We start from the raw sequence: 16182 nt of genomic DNA on the forward strand, positions 1-16182 counted from the left end.
GAAAAGAGGATGGAATTATTGGCGGCAAAGGTGGTCGAGCGGCTAAACCGAGCCGAGTCGGCCGCCGAACTTCGTTTTTGTCACGATGAACTGGCGCGTGAACTGCGGCGCTGTGCAGTACGTGAACAAATGAGTCAGCTGGCCAATGACATCGTTTCTGTCCATGAAGCCATCCTTCGCCGCGCGTTCTTCCTTGCGGAGCGGGAGACGATGAAACGGTCGGTCGGCATTCGTCCTTCAGCGTGGTGCTGGTATGTGATGGGAAGCATCGGCCGGTGTGAGCCGACGATTTGGACGGATCAAGATCACGGCATTTTATTCAACTGTCCTGAGAACGAGGAAGCGGCTTGTTATGAATTCATTCGCCATATGGCGACGATCGGGGTAGACATGCTGCATGAGGCTGGGTATCCGTACTGTTCCGGTTACGTGATGGCGACGAACAAGCGGTGGGCGCAGTCAGTCCGCGGCTGGGAGCAACAGCTTTTTTCCTATTTAGACAGCGGGTGGCCGAACGACATTCGTTTTTTGTTGATTGCGATGGATATGCGGCCTCTTTATGGGGAAGCGGAATTGGCTGAGACGGCAAGAAAGGCGTTGTTTGCAGCGGTGGCCGAACGGCCGCTGCTGTTGGCGCGCATGGGCGAGCACGTTCAGTTTCCTCCGGTTCCGCTCGGCTGGCTGGGCAACGTGCAAACGGAGCGATGGGGGCCGTACAGCGGGGCCGTTCATATGAAACAAAGCGGCTACGTGCAGCTCACCAACGCTTTGAAATGGTTGGCCTGTTTGGCGCACGTCCCGGCGGCGGGCACAGCCGAGCGGCGGCGGGCGCTTGAAGCGAATGGTGTATTGACGGCGCCGCTTTCCGACGCCGTTTGCGAGGCGCTTTCTGTTTACTATTCGATTCGCCTGAAGTACAGCACTGAGGCGGGGGACGGACGTGAATACGTGTTATGGCGGGCGCTTGAGCGGACGGAACAAAAGCAGCTGAAACAAGCGATGCGCACTGCCAAACGGTTGCAGCGCTTTGTCGCCCGGCGGGTGGCTAACATTCATGCATGAGCGGCACCGTTTTTGGCAGCGGGCGCTCCGCTTGTTGTCGCTCGGCGTTCCGCGCGAGGCATCATCCGCCTTATTTGGGCATGACCATTCGTGGCAACAGGAAACATGGCTTCGCTCGCTGCAAAAGGAAAAACAGCACATCATCGATTGGCATGGCCGTTTGACTGATATCCCGTTTGTCATCATCGATATGGAAACGACCGGCTTTTCCCCGGAGCAAGGCGATGAAATTTTGGCCATGGCGGCAGCGAAAACGGTCGGAGGGGTCGTGACGGATGCGTACATGACGCTCGTCAAGCCGGAAAAGCCAATTCCGGAACATATTTCCGCCTTGACCGGCATTGAGGCGAAGGATGTGGTGTTCGCTCCGCCGCTTGCTGAGGCGCTGCGCACGTTTGTGCCGTTTATTGCCGCCGGCGTCTTAATCGGCTATCATATTGGCCATGATTTGGTGTTTTTGCGTCATGCCCTTTGGCGCCATTACCGGCAAAAATGGAGCGGACGCTTTCTTGACTTGCAGCCGATGATGATGCTGATCGGCCATTCATGCCCGACGTTTGACGATGCATTAGCCTGTTATGGCATCCGCTGCCCGCGCCGTCATACGGCGGATGGCGACGTGGAAGCGATGGTGAAGCTCTGGGCGATCGTGCTCGATGAATTCCGACACCGCGGCATCGAAACATTGCATGATTTGTACGCCGCGCTCAGCCGGTGTTGATGTTGCCCGCGCCGAGAAGCCATTGGCGATTGTCTTTGGCAGGAAAACTCAAGTTTCAACAGCCGATCTTGGCCAACAAGCAATGAACGCTCGGCGGAACAAAAAAGAGGGAGGCGGCAACGAAAAAAAGCGCCCAACTTGGCGCTTTTTTTGTTGGGATTAGAGCGGTTTTGTCGGAGTCGGTTCGGCATAGCCTTCTTGATATTTTTCGTCGATCATGCGCCGAATGTCTTTGATCGATTTCCCTTGATCGTAAGCGGCGATCGATTCAGCGGCGATGTCGAGGCAGACGCCGCATTTGGTTGCATGATCATCCCAGACAATCGATCCGTCTTTTTTATTTTCATAGACAAAGCAGTCATAATTGTTCTTATGACCGGCCGATTGTCCGCAGCCGCAATAGCACGGGATGTTCTCAAGCAGCTCGCGATGTTCTGCCGCTTGTTGGTACAAGACGGCCATTTCTTCTTCAAACGCGCTCAAAAAGTTCGGCAAATGCTCGATCGATTTCGTCGTTTCACGAATATCGCCGGTGGCGGTTTTCGTCATATGCGAGTGGTTTTGTTCTTGGCTGTTGTCACCAGTGCAGCCTGAGAGCAGAAAGCTGAATGACAATACACATGCGGTGATGAAGGTAGGGTGTTTCACCGTCTTTCTTCCTTTCCGTGTGAGGTTTGCATTTTGAATGTACCATACCGATAGATAAGCAGCAACTGTTTTTGTCCTTGGGAAATGAAGTGAGCGTCAAGACGAGCCATAGGGCAGGAATGCTGGGAAAGGAAAAAGGCAGAAGCGGCTGACCGCTTCTGCCTTTAGTTAGCGGGCGATTATTGCCCTTGCAAGAAGTATTTCTCAATATCATCCAACATTAAATGGGCCGCGAGCACGCCTCCAGCCGTGTTCCAAATCGTGTCGCTCACTTTGTACACCTTGCCTTGTTTCGCAACGTTTAAGTTTTGAAAGAGCGGGTCGTTGATCCATTCTTTTTCAAGTTCACTCGCTTTGCCGTCGCCTGTTTCATATGTAAAGTAGAACAAGATGTCGCCGTCCATGGCCGGGATGCGTTCTTTCGTCACACCGGTTTCCGCGAAGTCATTGACGTTTTGCGATTCCGGGCGGGCGAAGCCAAGTTGATCCAAAATGACACCGGAGAACGAGTCTTTATGGTAAATGCGCACATCGCCGGCCATAAAGCGGACGATCGATACTTTCATCTTCAGCTTGTCGCCGAGTTTTGCTTTTAAGTCTTCAATGCGTTTGTCATATTCTGCAATGACTTGTTTTCCTTTTTCCTCTTGGTTCACGGCTTTCGCATAGAGCATAAAGTTGTCTTTCCAGTTGCCGCGCAGCGTTTCAGAGAAAACGGTTGGAGCGATTTGTTTCAACTGTTCATAAATTTTTTCATGACGCAGTTTGTTGCCGATAATCAAATCTGGTTTCAAGGCGGCGATCGCTTCAACGTTTGGCTCCGATTCCAGACCGAGCTCTTTGACGCCGTCCATTTTGTCTTTAATATGGTCGTACCACGGATCGCCCGTCCACGATTTGACGGCGCCGACCGGCTTTATGCCTAGCGCCAGCAACGCTTCTGTTCCTTCGTTTGTCAATACAACGACCCGTTTGGGCGTGCCTTTGATTTCGGTCGTGTCCATGGCGTGTTCGACTGTGTAGCTTGCTTCTTTCGATTGATTGCTGTCCTTCGGTTTGGCCGTTTCTTCCTGTTTTCCGCCGCAGCCGGCAAGAAGCAGGAGGGAAAGGATGAAGGTGGAAAGAAGGGTGAGATGTCGTGATTTCACTAGCCAATCCCCCTTTGTATTTGATAATGAATTTCATTTCCGTGTTATATAGTAATAAAAGTGAGAATCATTGTCAACTATAAAATGAAAAAATGATAAAAAAATCATAAGAAAACGCGAAAAAACATTGACGATGAGAGTCATTATCAAATAGACTTGACGATAGAGAGACACAAAAGAGGATGAAGCAGGGGAGATCTCAGAGATGCTGGCGACAAAACGTGAAAAAATAGTTGGCCTCATCGGATTGTTGATTGTACTGCTTGTCGCCATGTGGATGAGCATCGTTTGCGGGTATACCGATACGAGTTGGCGGCAGGCGGTGGCGGCTCTCATCGACAATGATGGATCGAATGCCCATTTAGTCGTGGCGACGGTTCGGCTGCCGCGAGCGTTGATTGCGGCTGCAGTTGGCGCCAGCTTGGCGATGGCCGGAGCGCTCATGCAAGCGCTGACGCGAAACCCGCTCGCTTCGCCAGGCATTTTCGGTATTAATGCCGGAGCCGGTTTTTTCATTGTTGTGATGGTCACCTTTTTTTCCATTTCTTCATTGCAACTGTTATCTTGGGTCGCATTTATGGGGGCGGCGATGGCGGCGTTGATCGTGTTTGTGATCAGCGCCGCGGGGAAGGACGGGCTGACGCCGCTGAAGATGACGCTCGCCGGCACGGCGGTCGCGGCTTTATTTGCCTCGCTGACGCAAGGGATGCTGGCGATGAATGAAAAAGCGCTTGAAGAAGTGCTCTTTTGGCTGGCCGGGTCGGTCGCCGGCCGGAAGCTCGAGCTGTTGGCTGCCGTCTTTCCGTATTTGGCTGCCGCCTGGCTTGGGTCCATGCTGCTGGCGCGCCATGTCAACATCTTAATGATGGGAGACGATGTAGCGAAAGGGCTCGGGCAGCGGACAACCTTCATTAAAGCGGCCGCCGCTCTCTTGGTTGTCCTGCTCGCCGGCGGGTCGGTGGCCGTCGCCGGTCCGATCGGCTTTATCGGCATCATGGTGCCGCACATGGCGCGGGCGCTTGCCGGTGTCGACCACCGCTGGCTGCTTCCGTATTGCGCCTTGCTCGGCGGAATTTTGCTTCTGGCCGCCGACATCGGGGCGCGCTACGTGCTCATGCCGCGCGAAGTGCCAGTCGGCATCGTCACTGCGTTGATCGGCGTTCCGTTTTTCGTCTACATTGCCCGCAGGGGGATCACTGTCAAATGAAAAAATACGTCACGGTCCGAGTGGGAAAACACATCTCGTTTTTCTATGACAAAAAAGCTGTTGTGGTGCTCGCCGCGCTCATAGCAGCGGCCATCTTCCTTTTCCTTATCAGCATTGGCAGCGGCGAAATACGCATGTCCCCGCTTGAGGCTGCTGCCGCGCTGTTCGGATACGGAGAGGAAATTCATCAGACGGTGATTGTGACGTTCCGTCTGCCGCGTGTGCTTGTCGCTTGGTTGGCCGGAATGGCGCTGGCTGCCGCGGGTGCCATTTTGCAAGGGATGGTGCGCAACCCGCTCGCTTCGCCGGATGTGCTCGGCATCACCGGCGGAGCGGCGGCCGCGGTCGTTGGCTTTTTGGCGCTGTTTAGCGATGAAAACCACTCTCTCATTGTCAGCATCCACTGGCTGCCGCTCGCTGCTTTTCTCGGCGCTTCGGCCGCCGCTTGGCTCGTGTATATGCTGGCGTGGAAAAACGGCCTCGCTCCGCTTCGGCTCGTGCTTGTCGGCATCGGCGTTTCTGCGCTCATGCAGGCGTTGACGACACTGTTGATGATCACAGGACCCATCTATCGGGCGAGCCAGGCAAACGTGTGGATTACGGGCAGTGTGTATGGTGCTTCTTGGCAGCACGTTTTGCTCATGGCGCCATGGGTCATCGGACTGCTCCTTGTGGCGATATTGGCCGCGCGGCATGTCAATGTGCAGGAGCTGGGCGATGAGCTGGCGATGGGGCTTGGCGGCGCGGTCGAACGGCAACGGCTGGGCCTTGTTTTGCTTAGCACCGCGCTCACCGGCGGCGCGGTCGCTTTCGCCGGCGGCATCGGCTTTGTCGGGCTGATGGCGCCGCATATGGCGCGCCGCCTTGTCGGTTCGGCGTTTGGCGCTCTTCTTCCGACCGCTGCACTGTTAGGCGGTGTGTTCGTCATGGGGGCGGATTTGGCTGGGCGGTTGCTGCTTGCGCCGGCGGAAATTCCGGCCGGGGTGTTTACCGCCGCGCTTGGAGCGCCGTATTTTATTTATTTATTGTATCGAAGTCGGAAATCATAAGGAGGGATGCGCATGCATGCGTTGCAGGCGAAAGAGTTGACGCTATCCTATGGCGAGGCGCTCATTATTGACCGGTTGCATTTGACGATTCCAAAAGGAAAAATCACGGTGTTCATCGGCGCGAACGGCTGCGGCAAGTCGACGTTGCTGCGCGCCTTGGCGCGGTTGCTAAAGCCGACAGGCGGGGCTGTTTTGCTTGATGGAAAAGAGATTGCCAAACAGCCGACAAAAGAAATCGCCCGCCGGCTCGCCATTTTGCCGCAATCGCCTATGGCTCCGGAAGGACTGACCGTGTTGCAACTCGTGAAGCAAGGGCGCTACCCGTATCAAACGTGGTTCAAGCAATGGAGTGACGAAGATGAGCGGGCGGTCGAGCGCGCTTTGGCGGCAACCCGGCTTACAGAGCTGGCCGAGCGGCCGGTCGATTCGCTTTCCGGCGGACAGCGCCAACGCGCATGGATCGCCATGACATTAGCGCAAGAAACAGACATCATTTTGCTTGATGAGCCGACGACGTATTTGGATCTCGCGCATCAAATCGACATTTTAGATTTATTGTTTGAGCTGAATGAAAAGGAACAACGGACGATCGTCATGGTGCTTCACGATTTGAATTTGGCGTGCCGCTACGCCCACCATCTCGTCGCCATTCGCGATAAAACGGTGTATGCTGAAGGGAAGCCGGAAGACGTCATTTCTCGCCAACTCGTGAAAGATGTGTTTCAGATGGATTGCCAAATTACGTACGATCCGCTCTTTGGCACCCCTCTTTGCATTCCGTACGGAAAAGGGCGGCGCATTTTACAGAAAGAAGGCGTATCATGATGAGACTGTGCGAAGACGAAATGAAAGCGTTGGAAACGTATCGTTTTTCAAGCAAGAAGACCGATGCCTCGTCATCGATGTTGTTTTCCCGGTTGCTTGAGGACGACGAACAGCTTGCGAGTTATGTCGCGCATGTGCGCGCTGAAATGGGGGCGGCGAACGATGCCGTCGCGGCGTCGATGTTCGTCAAACGAGTAAGCTTTTTGGCACCGATGGCGCTATACGCCATGTCGGTATGGAACAAGCGGCTTGTGCTCGATCCTGGGCGAATTTGGCTTGACACGGACGGCGAAGGGGAGATGTGGATGCCGCGCTTTCGTCTTGAGCCGCCGGAAGCCGAGGCGTGCGGCATTGAGCGCAGCTGCTGGCGTGAGCAAGTCGTGCGCGACGTATTTGCCGGTTTGTTCGCCCCGCTTGTCGCTGAGCTTCGGCGTCTGACGCGCGTGTCGCCGCTTATCTTATGGGAAAACATTGCGATTTATGTGTATTGGGTATATGAACGGTGGCTTGAGGATGAGTCGCTTGCCTCGACCGCCGACCGGCTGCGCGATGATTTCCGCTTCCTTATTCATGAAGCGGACGGCCGGTTGTTTGGACAAAAAGACAACCCACTTCGCCGCTTTTTTAAAGGGGCAAGCGGCATGCAGCGGACGACGTGCTGCCTATATGTACACACCAAAGGGGGGACGTGCTGTCAAACGTGCCCCATTCGCGCCCGCCAGCGGCAAACCGGGTGACCGGCGAGCCGAGGGCGGGTTGTTTTATTTTGGACAAAAGAGTTGCGAAATTTGTTGATTTTTGCCGGGATTTTCGTGAAAATGGAAGTGTGGACATCGCTTATTTTGGTAAAATGGCGAGGTAGCAATTGCATGGATCAGTATACAGCCTTTTTCCATCACTTCACAGAAGCAGTGGCCATCTTAAATTTGCAAGGCGTGATGATTTATCATAATCCGGCTTTTGCCGAGTTGGCGCTGAGCGAAAAGGAACAGAGAGCGCTGTTGGTGGAAGGCCGGATGTTGGCTGCGCGCATGAAACAGAGGCCAATTGCGTCCCGCTTGGAGTTGCTCGACGGTTTATTGATCGCGGGCGTGTCGCCGATCATCGGTAAAAACGGACAGACGGCCGCCGTCTTATGCGTCCTTCGCCGCCAAGCGGAGGAGAGCGGCCTGCAAGAGCGGCTCGCCGAAGCGGAACGGCGTCTGCAGTTGATTGTTGAGCATTCAAATGATTACGTGTTGATTTTTTCTCCGAATCGTGAATTGTCATACATTCCGCCGTCATGGAAGCGGAAAACAAACGAGCGTCTTCCAGTGTCATACGAAGAGGTGCTGACGTTTGTCCACCCTGATGACGCCCCGGTCGTGGCGCAAAAATTGGCCGAGCTTTACGATACATACAAGGCGCAAACCGCTGAATTCCGCAAACAAGGCGAGCATGGGGAATGGGTCTGGATGGAGGCGCAAGGGAAGGCGATTGTCAACGAAACGGGGATGCTTGACTGCGTCATCGTGACCGTGAAAAACATCAGCGAGCGGAAACGGTACGAAGAGAAGCTCCGTCAGCTTGCCTACTTCGATTCGCTCACGGGCATCGCCAACCGCAGCTATTTCGAGCGGCACATTCATGAGCTGATCGCCAGTCAGACGCCGTTTGCCCTTTGTTATTTGGATTTTGACAAATTCAAATGGATCAACGACCATTTTTCCCATCAAGCCGGCGATTACTTTTTGCGCGAGGCGGTCAAGCGCGTTCAGCATGCGCTTCGGCCGGGTGACTTTTTCGCTCGCATCGGTGGGGATGAGTTCGTCCTGCTGCTGCCGAACATCACGAAGATAGAGATGACCGATTTGGCCGAGCGGCTTGTCAGTTCGTTTCATGAGCCGTTTTATTACGAAAAACAGCTCATCCAGTCAACATTGTCGATCGGCATCGCTTTTTTCCCGAAAGACAGCGACCGGATCGAACAAGTGATGAAATATGCCGATCAAGCCCTGTACGAAGTGAAAGAGCGGGGGCGGAACGGTTATGCGTTTTACCGGCCGACTGAACATCGGCATGCGGTGATCAGGCAAGATTTGCCGTTTGCCATTATGCGGGGGCAGTTGTATTTATGCTATCAGCCGAAAGTGCAGCTTTCAAAAGGGAAGGCGATGGGGATTGAGGCGCTGTTGCGCTGGCGTCATCCGACGCTCGGTGAGATTCCGCCGCTTGATTTTATCCCGTTGGCTGAAGAGAGCGGCTTTATTTTCGAAATCACCTTATGGGTGCTCGAAGAAGCATGTCGGCAAGTCAAAGAGTGGCAGAACCGATTTCCGGGATTGAAGCTGGCTGTCAATTTGTCGCCGTTTTTGCTCAATCGTCCAGAACTCGTCGAACATGTCAAGCGCATTTTACGGCAGACGGGCTTAGAACCCGCCCAACTGATTTTAGAAGTGACCGAAAGCGGATTGATGGAAAACATCGAAACAGGGCGGCACATTTTAACTGAGCTGCGGCGGCTCGGTGTGCAGGCGGCGATCGACGATTTCGGCACCGGCTTTTCCTCGCTTGCGTACATCCGCAATTTGCCGGTGTCGCTATTGAAAATCGATCGCAGTTTTATTCAAGGCATCGCAGAAAACTCGAAAGATGCCACGATCGTGGATACGATCATTCATTTAGCCAAAAGCTTGGATATTGAAGTATTGGCCGAAGGGGTCGAAACCGAGTCGCAAGTTATGCTTCTTTCGCAAATGCATTGCGACTATGCGCAAGGGTTTTACTTCAGCCGTTCGCTCGAAGCGGAGAAGCTGCAGCAATGGCTCGAGGAATACAACCGCACGGCCTGCAATGGGCCTCCGTCATAAGTCGGTCATTTCCACTCATGAGTTTCCTCCGCTTGCCGCAAACTACACTTGATGACTAGGCAAGAGGAGGAAAAACCATGGAATTTGCGCCGCGAAGCGTCATGATCGAGGAGTTCATCGACACCCTCGAGCCGATGATGGAAGCCTACGGACTCGACCAAGTTGGCATTTTTGAAGAGCATGGTGAAGGTGGTCGCTACTACATCGGCTATACGATCAACAAAGACGATGAGATGATCACCATTCATCTACCGTTTGTAAAAAACGAACGTGGTGAACTGGCGCTCGAGAAGCAGGAATGGACCGTCCGAAAAGACGGCCGAGAGAAAAAAGGCTTTCATTCGCTGCAAGAAGCGATGGAGGAAGTCATTCATGAATAAATAATGGATAAGCGGCCGCGCTCGGCCGCTTTTTAGCCATCGAAAGGGAGAGGAACATGATTGTTGAACTTCACATAGCAGACTACGAGACGGCTGTTATGGTGCTGCACCTGCAGCGGCGTGCGTATACGATCGAGGCGCAGATCATCGGCAGCACGGCGCTCCCGCCGCTTCACGATACGATCGCTTCTCTGCAACGATGCGGCGAGCGCTTTTTCGGCTATTTTCAAGGTGAACGGCTCGTTGGGGCGATCGCTTGCGAGCGGAATGGGAAGACGCTTCACCTTTGTCGGCTGATGGTTGACCCGGATTATTTCCGTCAAGGGATCGCCAGCGCGTTGCTCGACTTTGTGATCAAGCAAGAGCCGTCGATAAGCGAGATCGTCGTGACGACCGGAAGCGGCAACGTGCCGGCCATTCGCTTTTACGAACGCCATGGGTTTCGTGCCATCGAGCGCATCGAAACGCCGGAAGGAATTGAACTAACGAAACTCGTGAAAAAGAACCGGAAAAGATGAACAGAGCCGTTGATTGGATGAGAAGCTCCAAATCCGATGATTGTGTTGTCCAACCGGCATTCAAGCGGAGATCAAGGATGGCAGGAACGCACATGCCGCGTTTCGTTTGCTGGAATCGGCTATTAGGTTGATAGAGAGGAGAGAAACGAGGGGAAACATGACGACAACCTTGTATTTGACAAGACATGGGGAAACGAAGTGGAATGTCGAAAAGCGGATGCAAGGAAGGCAAGACTCGCCGCTCACGGAAAAAGGGCGGCAAGACGCCATGCGGCTTGGAAAGCGGCTCGAAGCGGTCGAGTTGGCCGCCATTTACACAAGCACAAGCGGCCGAGCGTGCGAAACGGCCGAACTGGTTCGCGGCGCGCGGCTTATTCCGATTTATCAAGACGAGCAGCTGTGCGAGATTCATCTTGGCGATTGGGAAGGAAAGACGCATGATGAAATCCGGCAAATGGATCCGGTTGCGTTCGACCATTTTTGGAACGCACCGCATCTGTACGCGCCACAGCGCGGCGAGCGGTTTTTCGATGTGCAACAGCGGGCGCTTGAAGCGGTGCGGCGCATCATCGAACGGCACGAGGGGGAGACCGTCTTGATCGTCACCCACGGCGTCGTGCTGAAAACGCTCATAGCGGCATTTAAAGGTGCGCCGCTTGACCAGCTTTGGGCGCCGCCGTATATGTATGGCACGAGCGTGACCGTCGTTGAGGCGGGTGAGGAGGGGTTTCGCGTAATTGTAGAGGGGGATGCCTCTCATGTGGAGAACGTAAAAGAAGTATAGATGGAAGTTGATTTCGGCAAATAAACGGGGGGCTGACCTACAAGGTCCGTCCGTCCTCAAGATAGGCACAACGGATCGCGTGACATAAGAAGCCGGTGCGTATATATAGCGGCGAAAGAGGGGGATGATCCAAGAAGTTGGTGATTCACTCGCGCAACCGCTTCTGGGAATCGGTTCTCAAGTAGAAAAAACTTGCTGCATCAGCCTCTATGTTCACGCGTTCCATCATCGATCAGGCAAACAGCGGTTTTTCACCAACCTTCTAAAAGGTCGTCGGTCTTCAATACAGACACAACATATAGGAACAAGAAGTTGCTGTGTACATATAGTGGATAAAAGAGGCTGTCTCAAAAGGTCGTTAAACCGACCTGTTGAGACAGCCTCGAGTGTTAAACGAGCCCGAGCCATCTTGCCAGCTGTGCGGTCGCAAAGGTGACCATAATGGCAATCGCTGTCGGCAAGGCAAAGGCGACGAACGTCCATTTCGCGCTTTTCGTTTCTTTGTAAATGTTGACGAGCGTCGTGCCGCATGGGTAGTGAAGCAGGGAAAACAGCATCATATTGAGGGCGGTGAGCCACGTCCAGCCGTGGTCGAGCAAAATTTGTTTTAGAGAATGCAGGCCATCGACTTCAGTGAGCGCCCCCGCGGATAAATAGCCCATCAGCAAAATCGGCACGACAATTTCATTGGCTGGCAAGCCTAAAATGAACGCCATCAAAATGTAGCCATCCAATCCCAATGCTTTGGCAAATGGGTCAAGCCAGTCGGCTAAATACGCCAGCACGGTCGTATCTCCCACGTGAACGTTGCCGAGCACCCATGTCAGAATGCCGGCCGGCGCCGCAACCGTTACCGCCCGTTTCAGCACATAGAGTGATTTGTCGAGGGTGGCCCGGATGATCGTCTCCATGATTTTCGGACGTCGGTACGGCGGCAGCTCCAACGTGTAATGGGTCGGAATCCCGCGCAAGGCCGTCTTAGATAAGACCCATGAAACGGTCAACGTAACGACGATGCCAAACAACACCATGGCGACGACCACGCCCGCGGTAACGAACGTGTTCCATCCACCTGTATAGCCAGCCGCCATGAATAAGGAAGAAAGCAGGATCAGCGTCGGCCAACGTCCATTGCAGGGGACGAAGTTGTTGGTCAAAATGGCCAGCATCCGTTCGCGCGGCGATTCGATAATGCGCGTCGACATGATGGCCGCCGCGTTGCAGCCGAAGCCCATGGCCATTGTCAGCGATTGTTTGCCGTGCGCCCCCGCTTTTTTAAACAAGCGATCCATGTTGAAGGCGACACGGGGCAAGTAGCCGTAGTTTTCGAGCAAAGCGAATACGGGAAAGAAAATTGCCATCGGCGGCAGCATCACGCTGACGACCCAAGCCGTGCCGCGGTATAGGCCAAGTACAATAAGGCCGTGCAGCCAGTCGGGGGCGTGAATCGCTTGAAAGGCCATGGTGAGATACGTTTCGATCGTCCCGAACAAGCGGGCGAGCGAATCGGAAAATACGTTGGCGCCGGCAATGGTCACGTACAGGACAGCGGCGAGCAGCACCAGCATAATCGGAAATCCCCACCGCTTCGACGTGACGATCCGGTCAATTTGTTCCGTTCGATCCCGTTTCACGCTGTTTGTATGAGTGACACATTCTCGACAAAGCGCTGTTGATGTTTGAAAGATGGCGGTAACGATTTGCTCGCGCACATTGTCCGGCGCCAATGATTTCGCTTCTGCCATTAAGCGGTCAAATCGATTTGATGGATCCACAGCAGGCATACGCGTTCCCCTCCTTGATCAATGGTTGCGGCGGCTGTTTCAGTGCTTGAAGCAGCGATGTATCGCCGTCAAGGAGACGAAGAGCGATCCAGCGAGCAGGATACGTGTCTCCCATCACTTCTTTAACGAATGGAAGAAGCTTGGCAATGCCTCGTTCGATTTCCGGACTGTACCGGATGGAAAGTGGGTTGGTGTTGATACGGCCATGCGCCATGGCATCCACCGTATCAAGAAGTGCATCGATTCCTTCCCGGTTGCGGGCCGAGATCGGCACGACCGGCACGCCGAGTTTGGCGGCTAATTTTTTTGTATTGATATGAATGCCTTTCTTTTTCGCTTCATCCATCAAATTGATGGCGACAATGACGCGGTTGGTCATTTCCAATACTTGAAGCGCCAGATTTAGGTTGCGCTCTAATGCCGTAGCATCGACCACAACGACTGTGACGTCAGGACGTTGAAACAGGAGAAAATCGCGCGCCACCTCTTCATCGGCTGAGTTGGAATAGAGGGAATACGTTCCCGGCAAGTCGACGATTCGGTACAATGTGCCGCGGTGGCGGCATTCTCCTTCCGCATGAGTGACCGTTTTCCCAGGCCAGTTGCCGGTATGTTGGCGCAGGCCCGTTAAGACATTGAACAACGTGCTTTTGCCGGTGTTCGGATTTCCCATTAAGGCAATCGTATACGTCATATCAGTCATGGTGGATCTTCTCCCCGTAAATATAGTCACTTTCTTCTTTCCTTAATGCGATCGTCGTTCCACAAATGCGATAGGCGGTCGGGTCGCCAAGAGGGCTTCTTTGCCCGACTTCTACTTCCCCGCCGGGTACAAATCCCAAATCAAGCAACCGCCTTTTTAACATAGGATCAGGAACATCAACCTTTTCGATGAGAAATTGATCGCCCGGTTTCATATCGGAGAGGCGGCAACGTTTTCCTTGCGCCATAAAAGTTTCCCTCCGTTTAATATTTTTTATAAAAGACATTTTTTTTGCTTAGACCAACTTTTGTGTTTATCATATTCCAGTTGCCTTGCTGTTGTCAATCAATTTGTTTCATTTTTTTCTGACAGAGTTGTCGAACTGGCAACTATTCAAAACAGTAGGAAATCGTGTTATCATATGAATAGTCTGAACAAACTATCGGCAGAAAGGCGGTGACGGCGTCTCGTGACGCACGATGAAATGAAAGCGATTACGGAAGGGACGATTCTTTGGCAGCCGACCGAGGAGCAAATTCGGCAATCGAACATTCGACGGTATATGGACTGGCTGAAAGAGAAAAAGGGGTTGTCATTTAACTCGTATCGCGAGCTATGGACATGGTCAGTTGAGCATCTTGAAGAATTTTGGGAAACGATTTGGGAGTATGGCGGTGTGCAAGCGGCGACGCCATATGAATGCGTGCTGCGGGAGCGGAAGATGCCAGGGGCGGAGTGGTTTCCGGGCGCGACGCTCAACTATGCGAAGCATATGTTCCGGCATGCGCGCGCCGACCGTCCGGCCATCATTTTCCGCTCGGAGCGAGTGCCGTACCGGGAAGTGTCATGGCAGGAGCTGAGCGAAACAACGGCGGCGATCGCCAAAGCATTGCGAGCGATGGGGGTAAAGCGCGGCGATCGCGTGGTTGCTTATATGCCGAATATCCCCGAGACGGTGATGGCGTTTTTGGCGTGCGCGTCGATCGGCGCCATTTGGTCAAGCTGCTCGCCGGACTTTGGCGCCGGCAGCGTCATCGACCGGTTTGCGCAAATCGAGCCGACGGTCTTGTTTGCCGTCGACGGCTGCCAATACAACGGCAAAGAGTTTGACAAAATGCCAGTCGTGTCCGAACTGCGCGCCAAGCTGCCGTCATTGAAAAAGACGGTGCTGCTTCCGTATTGGCGCGGGCAGATGGAGGCCCTGGATGAGGGTGTCGTGCTGTGGGATGATATCGTGGCGGATAAGGGAGAGCTCGCCTTTGAAGACGTTCCATTTGACCATCCGCTTTGGATTTTGTACTCTTCGGGAACGACGGGTTTGCCGAAGCCGATCGTTCAAGGGCATGGCGGCATTTTGCTTGAACATTTGAAAGCGTTGACCATTTCCGAGAACTTGACGAAAGACAGTACGTTTTTCTGGTTTACGACGACCGGATGGATGATGTGGAACTTTCTCGTCGGCGGCCTGCTGGCCGGATCGACCATTGTGCTCTATGACGGCAGCCCGACGTATCCGGACGGCAACGTTTTATGGGAGCTCGCCGAGAAGGCAGGCATCACCCATTTCGGCACAAGCGCGGCGTTTATTAACGTCTGCATGAAGCTCGGCCTCAAACCGAAAGAGCACTATGACTTATCGAAGCTTGAGGCTGTGCTTTCGACCGGCTCGCCGCTGACGGTCGAAGGGTTCGCCTGGGTGTATGAAAACGTCAAGGATGACATTTGCCTGGCATCATGCAGCGGCGGAACAGATGTGTGCACCGCGTTTGTCGTCGGTTCACCGATTTTGCCGGTGCGTGCCGGCGTCCTCTCGTGCCGCGCGTTGGGCGCCGATGTGCAGGCGTTTGACGAAAACGGCCAGCCGCTTGTGAATGAAGTCGGTGAACTTGTGATTACAAAACCAATGCCGTCGATGCCTCTCTTTTTCTGGAACGACCCGGACGGCGAGCGGTACCGGAACAGCTATTTTGACACGTATCCAGGCGTCTGGAAGCACGGCGATTGGATTAAGATTGATGAACAAGGCGGCTGCGTCATTTACGGCCGCTCCGACTCAACGATCAACCGCGCCGGCGTCCGCATGGGCACGAGCGAAATTTATCGCGCCGTCGAAGCGGTCGACGGGGTGCTCGAAAGCTTGGTAGTCGATTTAGAAATGATGGGCAAGCAGTCGTTTATGCCGCTGTTTGTCGTCCTGAAGCCAGGCGTGGCGCTCGATGATGAGCTGAAAGACCGCATCCGCCAGTCGATTCGGCAACACGTCTCGCCGCGCTTTGTTCCAGACGAAATTTACGAAGTGAAGCAAATTCCAAAAACGCTAAATGGAAAGAAGATGGAAATTCCGGTCCGCAAGCTGCTCTTAGGCTTCCCGCTTGAAAAAGCGGTCAACCCGGGCTCGATGGCCAATCCAGAGGCGCTCGACGTTTTCCTCGAGCTGGCGAAAGAATTGGCGGAGAAATGGAACATGAGTGGGCATTTTTCGTAAAGCGCGAGAAAGGTTGTTA

16 protein-coding genes are annotated in these 16182 nt (G+C 53.8%); 11 read left to right on the forward strand and 5 right to left on the reverse strand.

Annotation, left to right across the window (positions count from 1 at the left end; all coding sequences use genetic code 11):
- Positions 1-9: 9 nt before the first annotated feature.
- Positions 10-1062 (forward strand): DUF294 nucleotidyltransferase-like domain-containing protein, encoded by a 1053-nt coding sequence (locus ETC05_RS02740; RefSeq protein WP_171660318.1) that lies wholly within the window; start codon positions 10-12, stop codon positions 1060-1062.
- Positions 1055-1783, forward strand: coding sequence for a 3'-5' exonuclease (locus tag ETC05_RS02745; protein ID WP_031410035.1), 729 nt, complete (start codon positions 1055-1057; stop codon positions 1781-1783). Before ETC05_RS02740 ends, ETC05_RS02745 begins: the two co-directional genes overlap by 8 nt.
- A gap of 159 nt (positions 1784-1942) precedes the next feature.
- Here ETC05_RS02745 and ETC05_RS02750 read toward each other — a convergent pair whose 3' ends face one another.
- Both ETC05_RS02750 and ETC05_RS02755 read right to left on the reverse strand, forming a co-directional pair.
- Positions 1943-2431: a PCYCGC motif-containing (lipo)protein gene (locus ETC05_RS02750; RefSeq protein ID WP_031410033.1), complete on the reverse strand. Its 489-nt coding sequence runs from the start codon at positions 2429-2431 to the stop codon at positions 1943-1945.
- Positions 2432-2610: 179 nt separating this feature from the next.
- Positions 2611-3579 (reverse strand): ABC transporter substrate-binding protein, encoded by a 969-nt coding sequence (locus tag ETC05_RS02755; RefSeq protein WP_031410032.1) that lies wholly within the window; start codon positions 3577-3579, stop codon positions 2611-2613.
- Positions 3580-3784: 205 nt separating this feature from the next.
- Between ETC05_RS02755 and ETC05_RS02760 the strand changes: the two genes are divergently transcribed.
- From ETC05_RS02760 to ETC05_RS02795, 8 genes are all read left to right on the forward strand, one after another.
- The gene (locus tag ETC05_RS02760) at positions 3785-4786 is read left to right on the forward strand and encodes a FecCD family ABC transporter permease (RefSeq protein WP_171660319.1); all 1002 of its coding nucleotides are present in this window, start codon (positions 3785-3787) and stop codon (positions 4784-4786) included.
- Complete coding sequence (locus tag ETC05_RS02765) at positions 4783-5835, forward strand: FecCD family ABC transporter permease (RefSeq protein WP_031410028.1); 1053 nt, start codon at positions 4783-4785, stop codon at positions 5833-5835. The genes ETC05_RS02760 and ETC05_RS02765 overlap by 4 nt, the downstream gene beginning before the upstream one ends.
- A gap of 12 nt (positions 5836-5847) precedes the next feature.
- On the forward strand, positions 5848-6660 hold the full coding sequence (locus ETC05_RS02770; protein ID WP_031410026.1) for an ABC transporter ATP-binding protein: 813 nt from the start codon (positions 5848-5850) through the stop codon (positions 6658-6660).
- Positions 6660-7397, forward strand: a complete 738-nt coding sequence (locus tag ETC05_RS02775; RefSeq protein ID WP_031410024.1) for an IucA/IucC family C-terminal-domain containing protein — start codon at positions 6660-6662, stop codon at positions 7395-7397. The genes ETC05_RS02770 and ETC05_RS02775 overlap by 1 nt, the downstream gene beginning before the upstream one ends.
- Before the next feature lie 132 nt (positions 7398-7529).
- The gene (locus tag ETC05_RS02780) at positions 7530-9509 is read left to right on the forward strand and encodes a putative bifunctional diguanylate cyclase/phosphodiesterase (protein ID WP_171660320.1); all 1980 of its coding nucleotides are present in this window, start codon (positions 7530-7532) and stop codon (positions 9507-9509) included.
- A gap of 77 nt (positions 9510-9586) precedes the next feature.
- Positions 9587-9889 carry a DUF5634 family protein gene (locus ETC05_RS02785; RefSeq protein WP_031410020.1) on the forward strand — a complete coding sequence of 101 codons (303 nt, stop codon included), beginning with the start codon at positions 9587-9589 and terminating at the stop codon, positions 9887-9889.
- A 56-nt stretch (positions 9890-9945) separates the two neighbouring features.
- Complete coding sequence (locus ETC05_RS02790) at positions 9946-10407, forward strand: GNAT family N-acetyltransferase (RefSeq protein WP_171660321.1); 462 nt, start codon at positions 9946-9948, stop codon at positions 10405-10407.
- Positions 10408-10564: 157 nt separating this feature from the next.
- On the forward strand, positions 10565-11191 hold the full coding sequence (locus ETC05_RS02795) for a histidine phosphatase family protein (RefSeq protein ID WP_171660322.1): 627 nt from the start codon (positions 10565-10567) through the stop codon (positions 11189-11191).
- Positions 11192-11580: 389 nt separating this feature from the next.
- On the opposite strand, the gene ETC05_RS02800 is transcribed toward ETC05_RS02795, so the two are convergent.
- The 3 genes from ETC05_RS02800 to ETC05_RS02810 are packed head-to-tail and all read right to left on the reverse strand — an operon-like array spanning position 11581 to position 13925.
- Positions 11581-12975, reverse strand: coding sequence for a nucleoside recognition domain-containing protein (locus tag ETC05_RS02800; RefSeq protein WP_171660323.1), 1395 nt, complete (start codon positions 12973-12975; stop codon positions 11581-11583).
- On the reverse strand, positions 12944-13678 hold the full coding sequence (locus tag ETC05_RS02805) for a FeoB small GTPase domain-containing protein (protein WP_031410013.1): 735 nt from the start codon (positions 13676-13678) through the stop codon (positions 12944-12946). The genes ETC05_RS02800 and ETC05_RS02805 overlap by 32 nt, the downstream gene beginning before the upstream one ends.
- Positions 13671-13925: a FeoA family protein gene (locus ETC05_RS02810; RefSeq protein ID WP_031410011.1), complete on the reverse strand. Its 255-nt coding sequence runs from the start codon at positions 13923-13925 to the stop codon at positions 13671-13673. Before ETC05_RS02810 ends, ETC05_RS02805 begins: the two co-directional genes overlap by 8 nt.
- A gap of 237 nt (positions 13926-14162) precedes the next feature.
- Here ETC05_RS02810 and ETC05_RS02815 point away from each other — a divergent pair, with 237 nt between their 5' ends.
- Entirely contained in the window at positions 14163-16163 is a 2001-nt protein-coding gene (locus tag ETC05_RS02815) for an acetoacetate--CoA ligase (RefSeq protein ID WP_031410009.1), read from the forward strand.
- Positions 16164-16182 lie beyond the last annotated feature (19 nt).

It is taken from the genome of Geobacillus sp. BMUD (assembly GCF_013096845.1).
Classification (GTDB): Bacteria; Bacillota; Bacilli; order Bacillales; family Anoxybacillaceae; genus Geobacillus; species Geobacillus vulcani.

Bases quoted from the DNA above. Each gene is read 5' to 3' on its own strand.
- ETC05_RS02740 (WP_171660318.1), top strand. From the start codon at position 10: ATGGAATTATTGGCGGCAAAGGTGGTCGAGCGGCTAAACCGAGCCGAG.
- ETC05_RS02745 (WP_031410035.1), top strand. From the start codon at position 1,055: ATGCATGAGCGGCACCGTTTTTGGCAGCGGGCGCTCCGCTTGTTGTCG.
- ETC05_RS02760 (WP_171660319.1), top strand. From the start codon at position 3,785: ATGCTGGCGACAAAACGTGAAAAAATAGTTGGCCTCATCGGATTGTTG.
- ETC05_RS02765 (WP_031410028.1), top strand. From the start codon at position 4,783: ATGAAAAAATACGTCACGGTCCGAGTGGGAAAACACATCTCGTTTTTC.
- ETC05_RS02770 (WP_031410026.1), top strand. From the start codon at position 5,848: ATGCATGCGTTGCAGGCGAAAGAGTTGACGCTATCCTATGGCGAGGCG.
- ETC05_RS02775 (WP_031410024.1), top strand. From the start codon at position 6,660: ATGAGACTGTGCGAAGACGAAATGAAAGCGTTGGAAACGTATCGTTTT.
- ETC05_RS02780 (WP_171660320.1), top strand. From the start codon at position 7,530: ATGGATCAGTATACAGCCTTTTTCCATCACTTCACAGAAGCAGTGGCC.
- ETC05_RS02785 (WP_031410020.1), top strand. From the start codon at position 9,587: ATGGAATTTGCGCCGCGAAGCGTCATGATCGAGGAGTTCATCGACACC.
- ETC05_RS02790 (WP_171660321.1), top strand. From the start codon at position 9,946: ATGATTGTTGAACTTCACATAGCAGACTACGAGACGGCTGTTATGGTG.
- ETC05_RS02795 (WP_171660322.1), top strand. From the start codon at position 10,565: ATGACGACAACCTTGTATTTGACAAGACATGGGGAAACGAAGTGGAAT.
- ETC05_RS02800 (WP_171660323.1), bottom strand. From the start codon at position 12,975: ATGCCTGCTGTGGATCCATCAAATCGATTTGACCGCTTAATGGCAGAA.
- ETC05_RS02805 (WP_031410013.1), bottom strand. From the start codon at position 13,678: ATGACTGATATGACGTATACGATTGCCTTAATGGGAAATCCGAACACC.
- ETC05_RS02810 (WP_031410011.1), bottom strand. From the start codon at position 13,925: ATGGCGCAAGGAAAACGTTGCCGCCTCTCCGATATGAAACCGGGCGAT.
- ETC05_RS02815 (WP_031410009.1), top strand. From the start codon at position 14,163: ATGAAAGCGATTACGGAAGGGACGATTCTTTGGCAGCCGACCGAGGAG.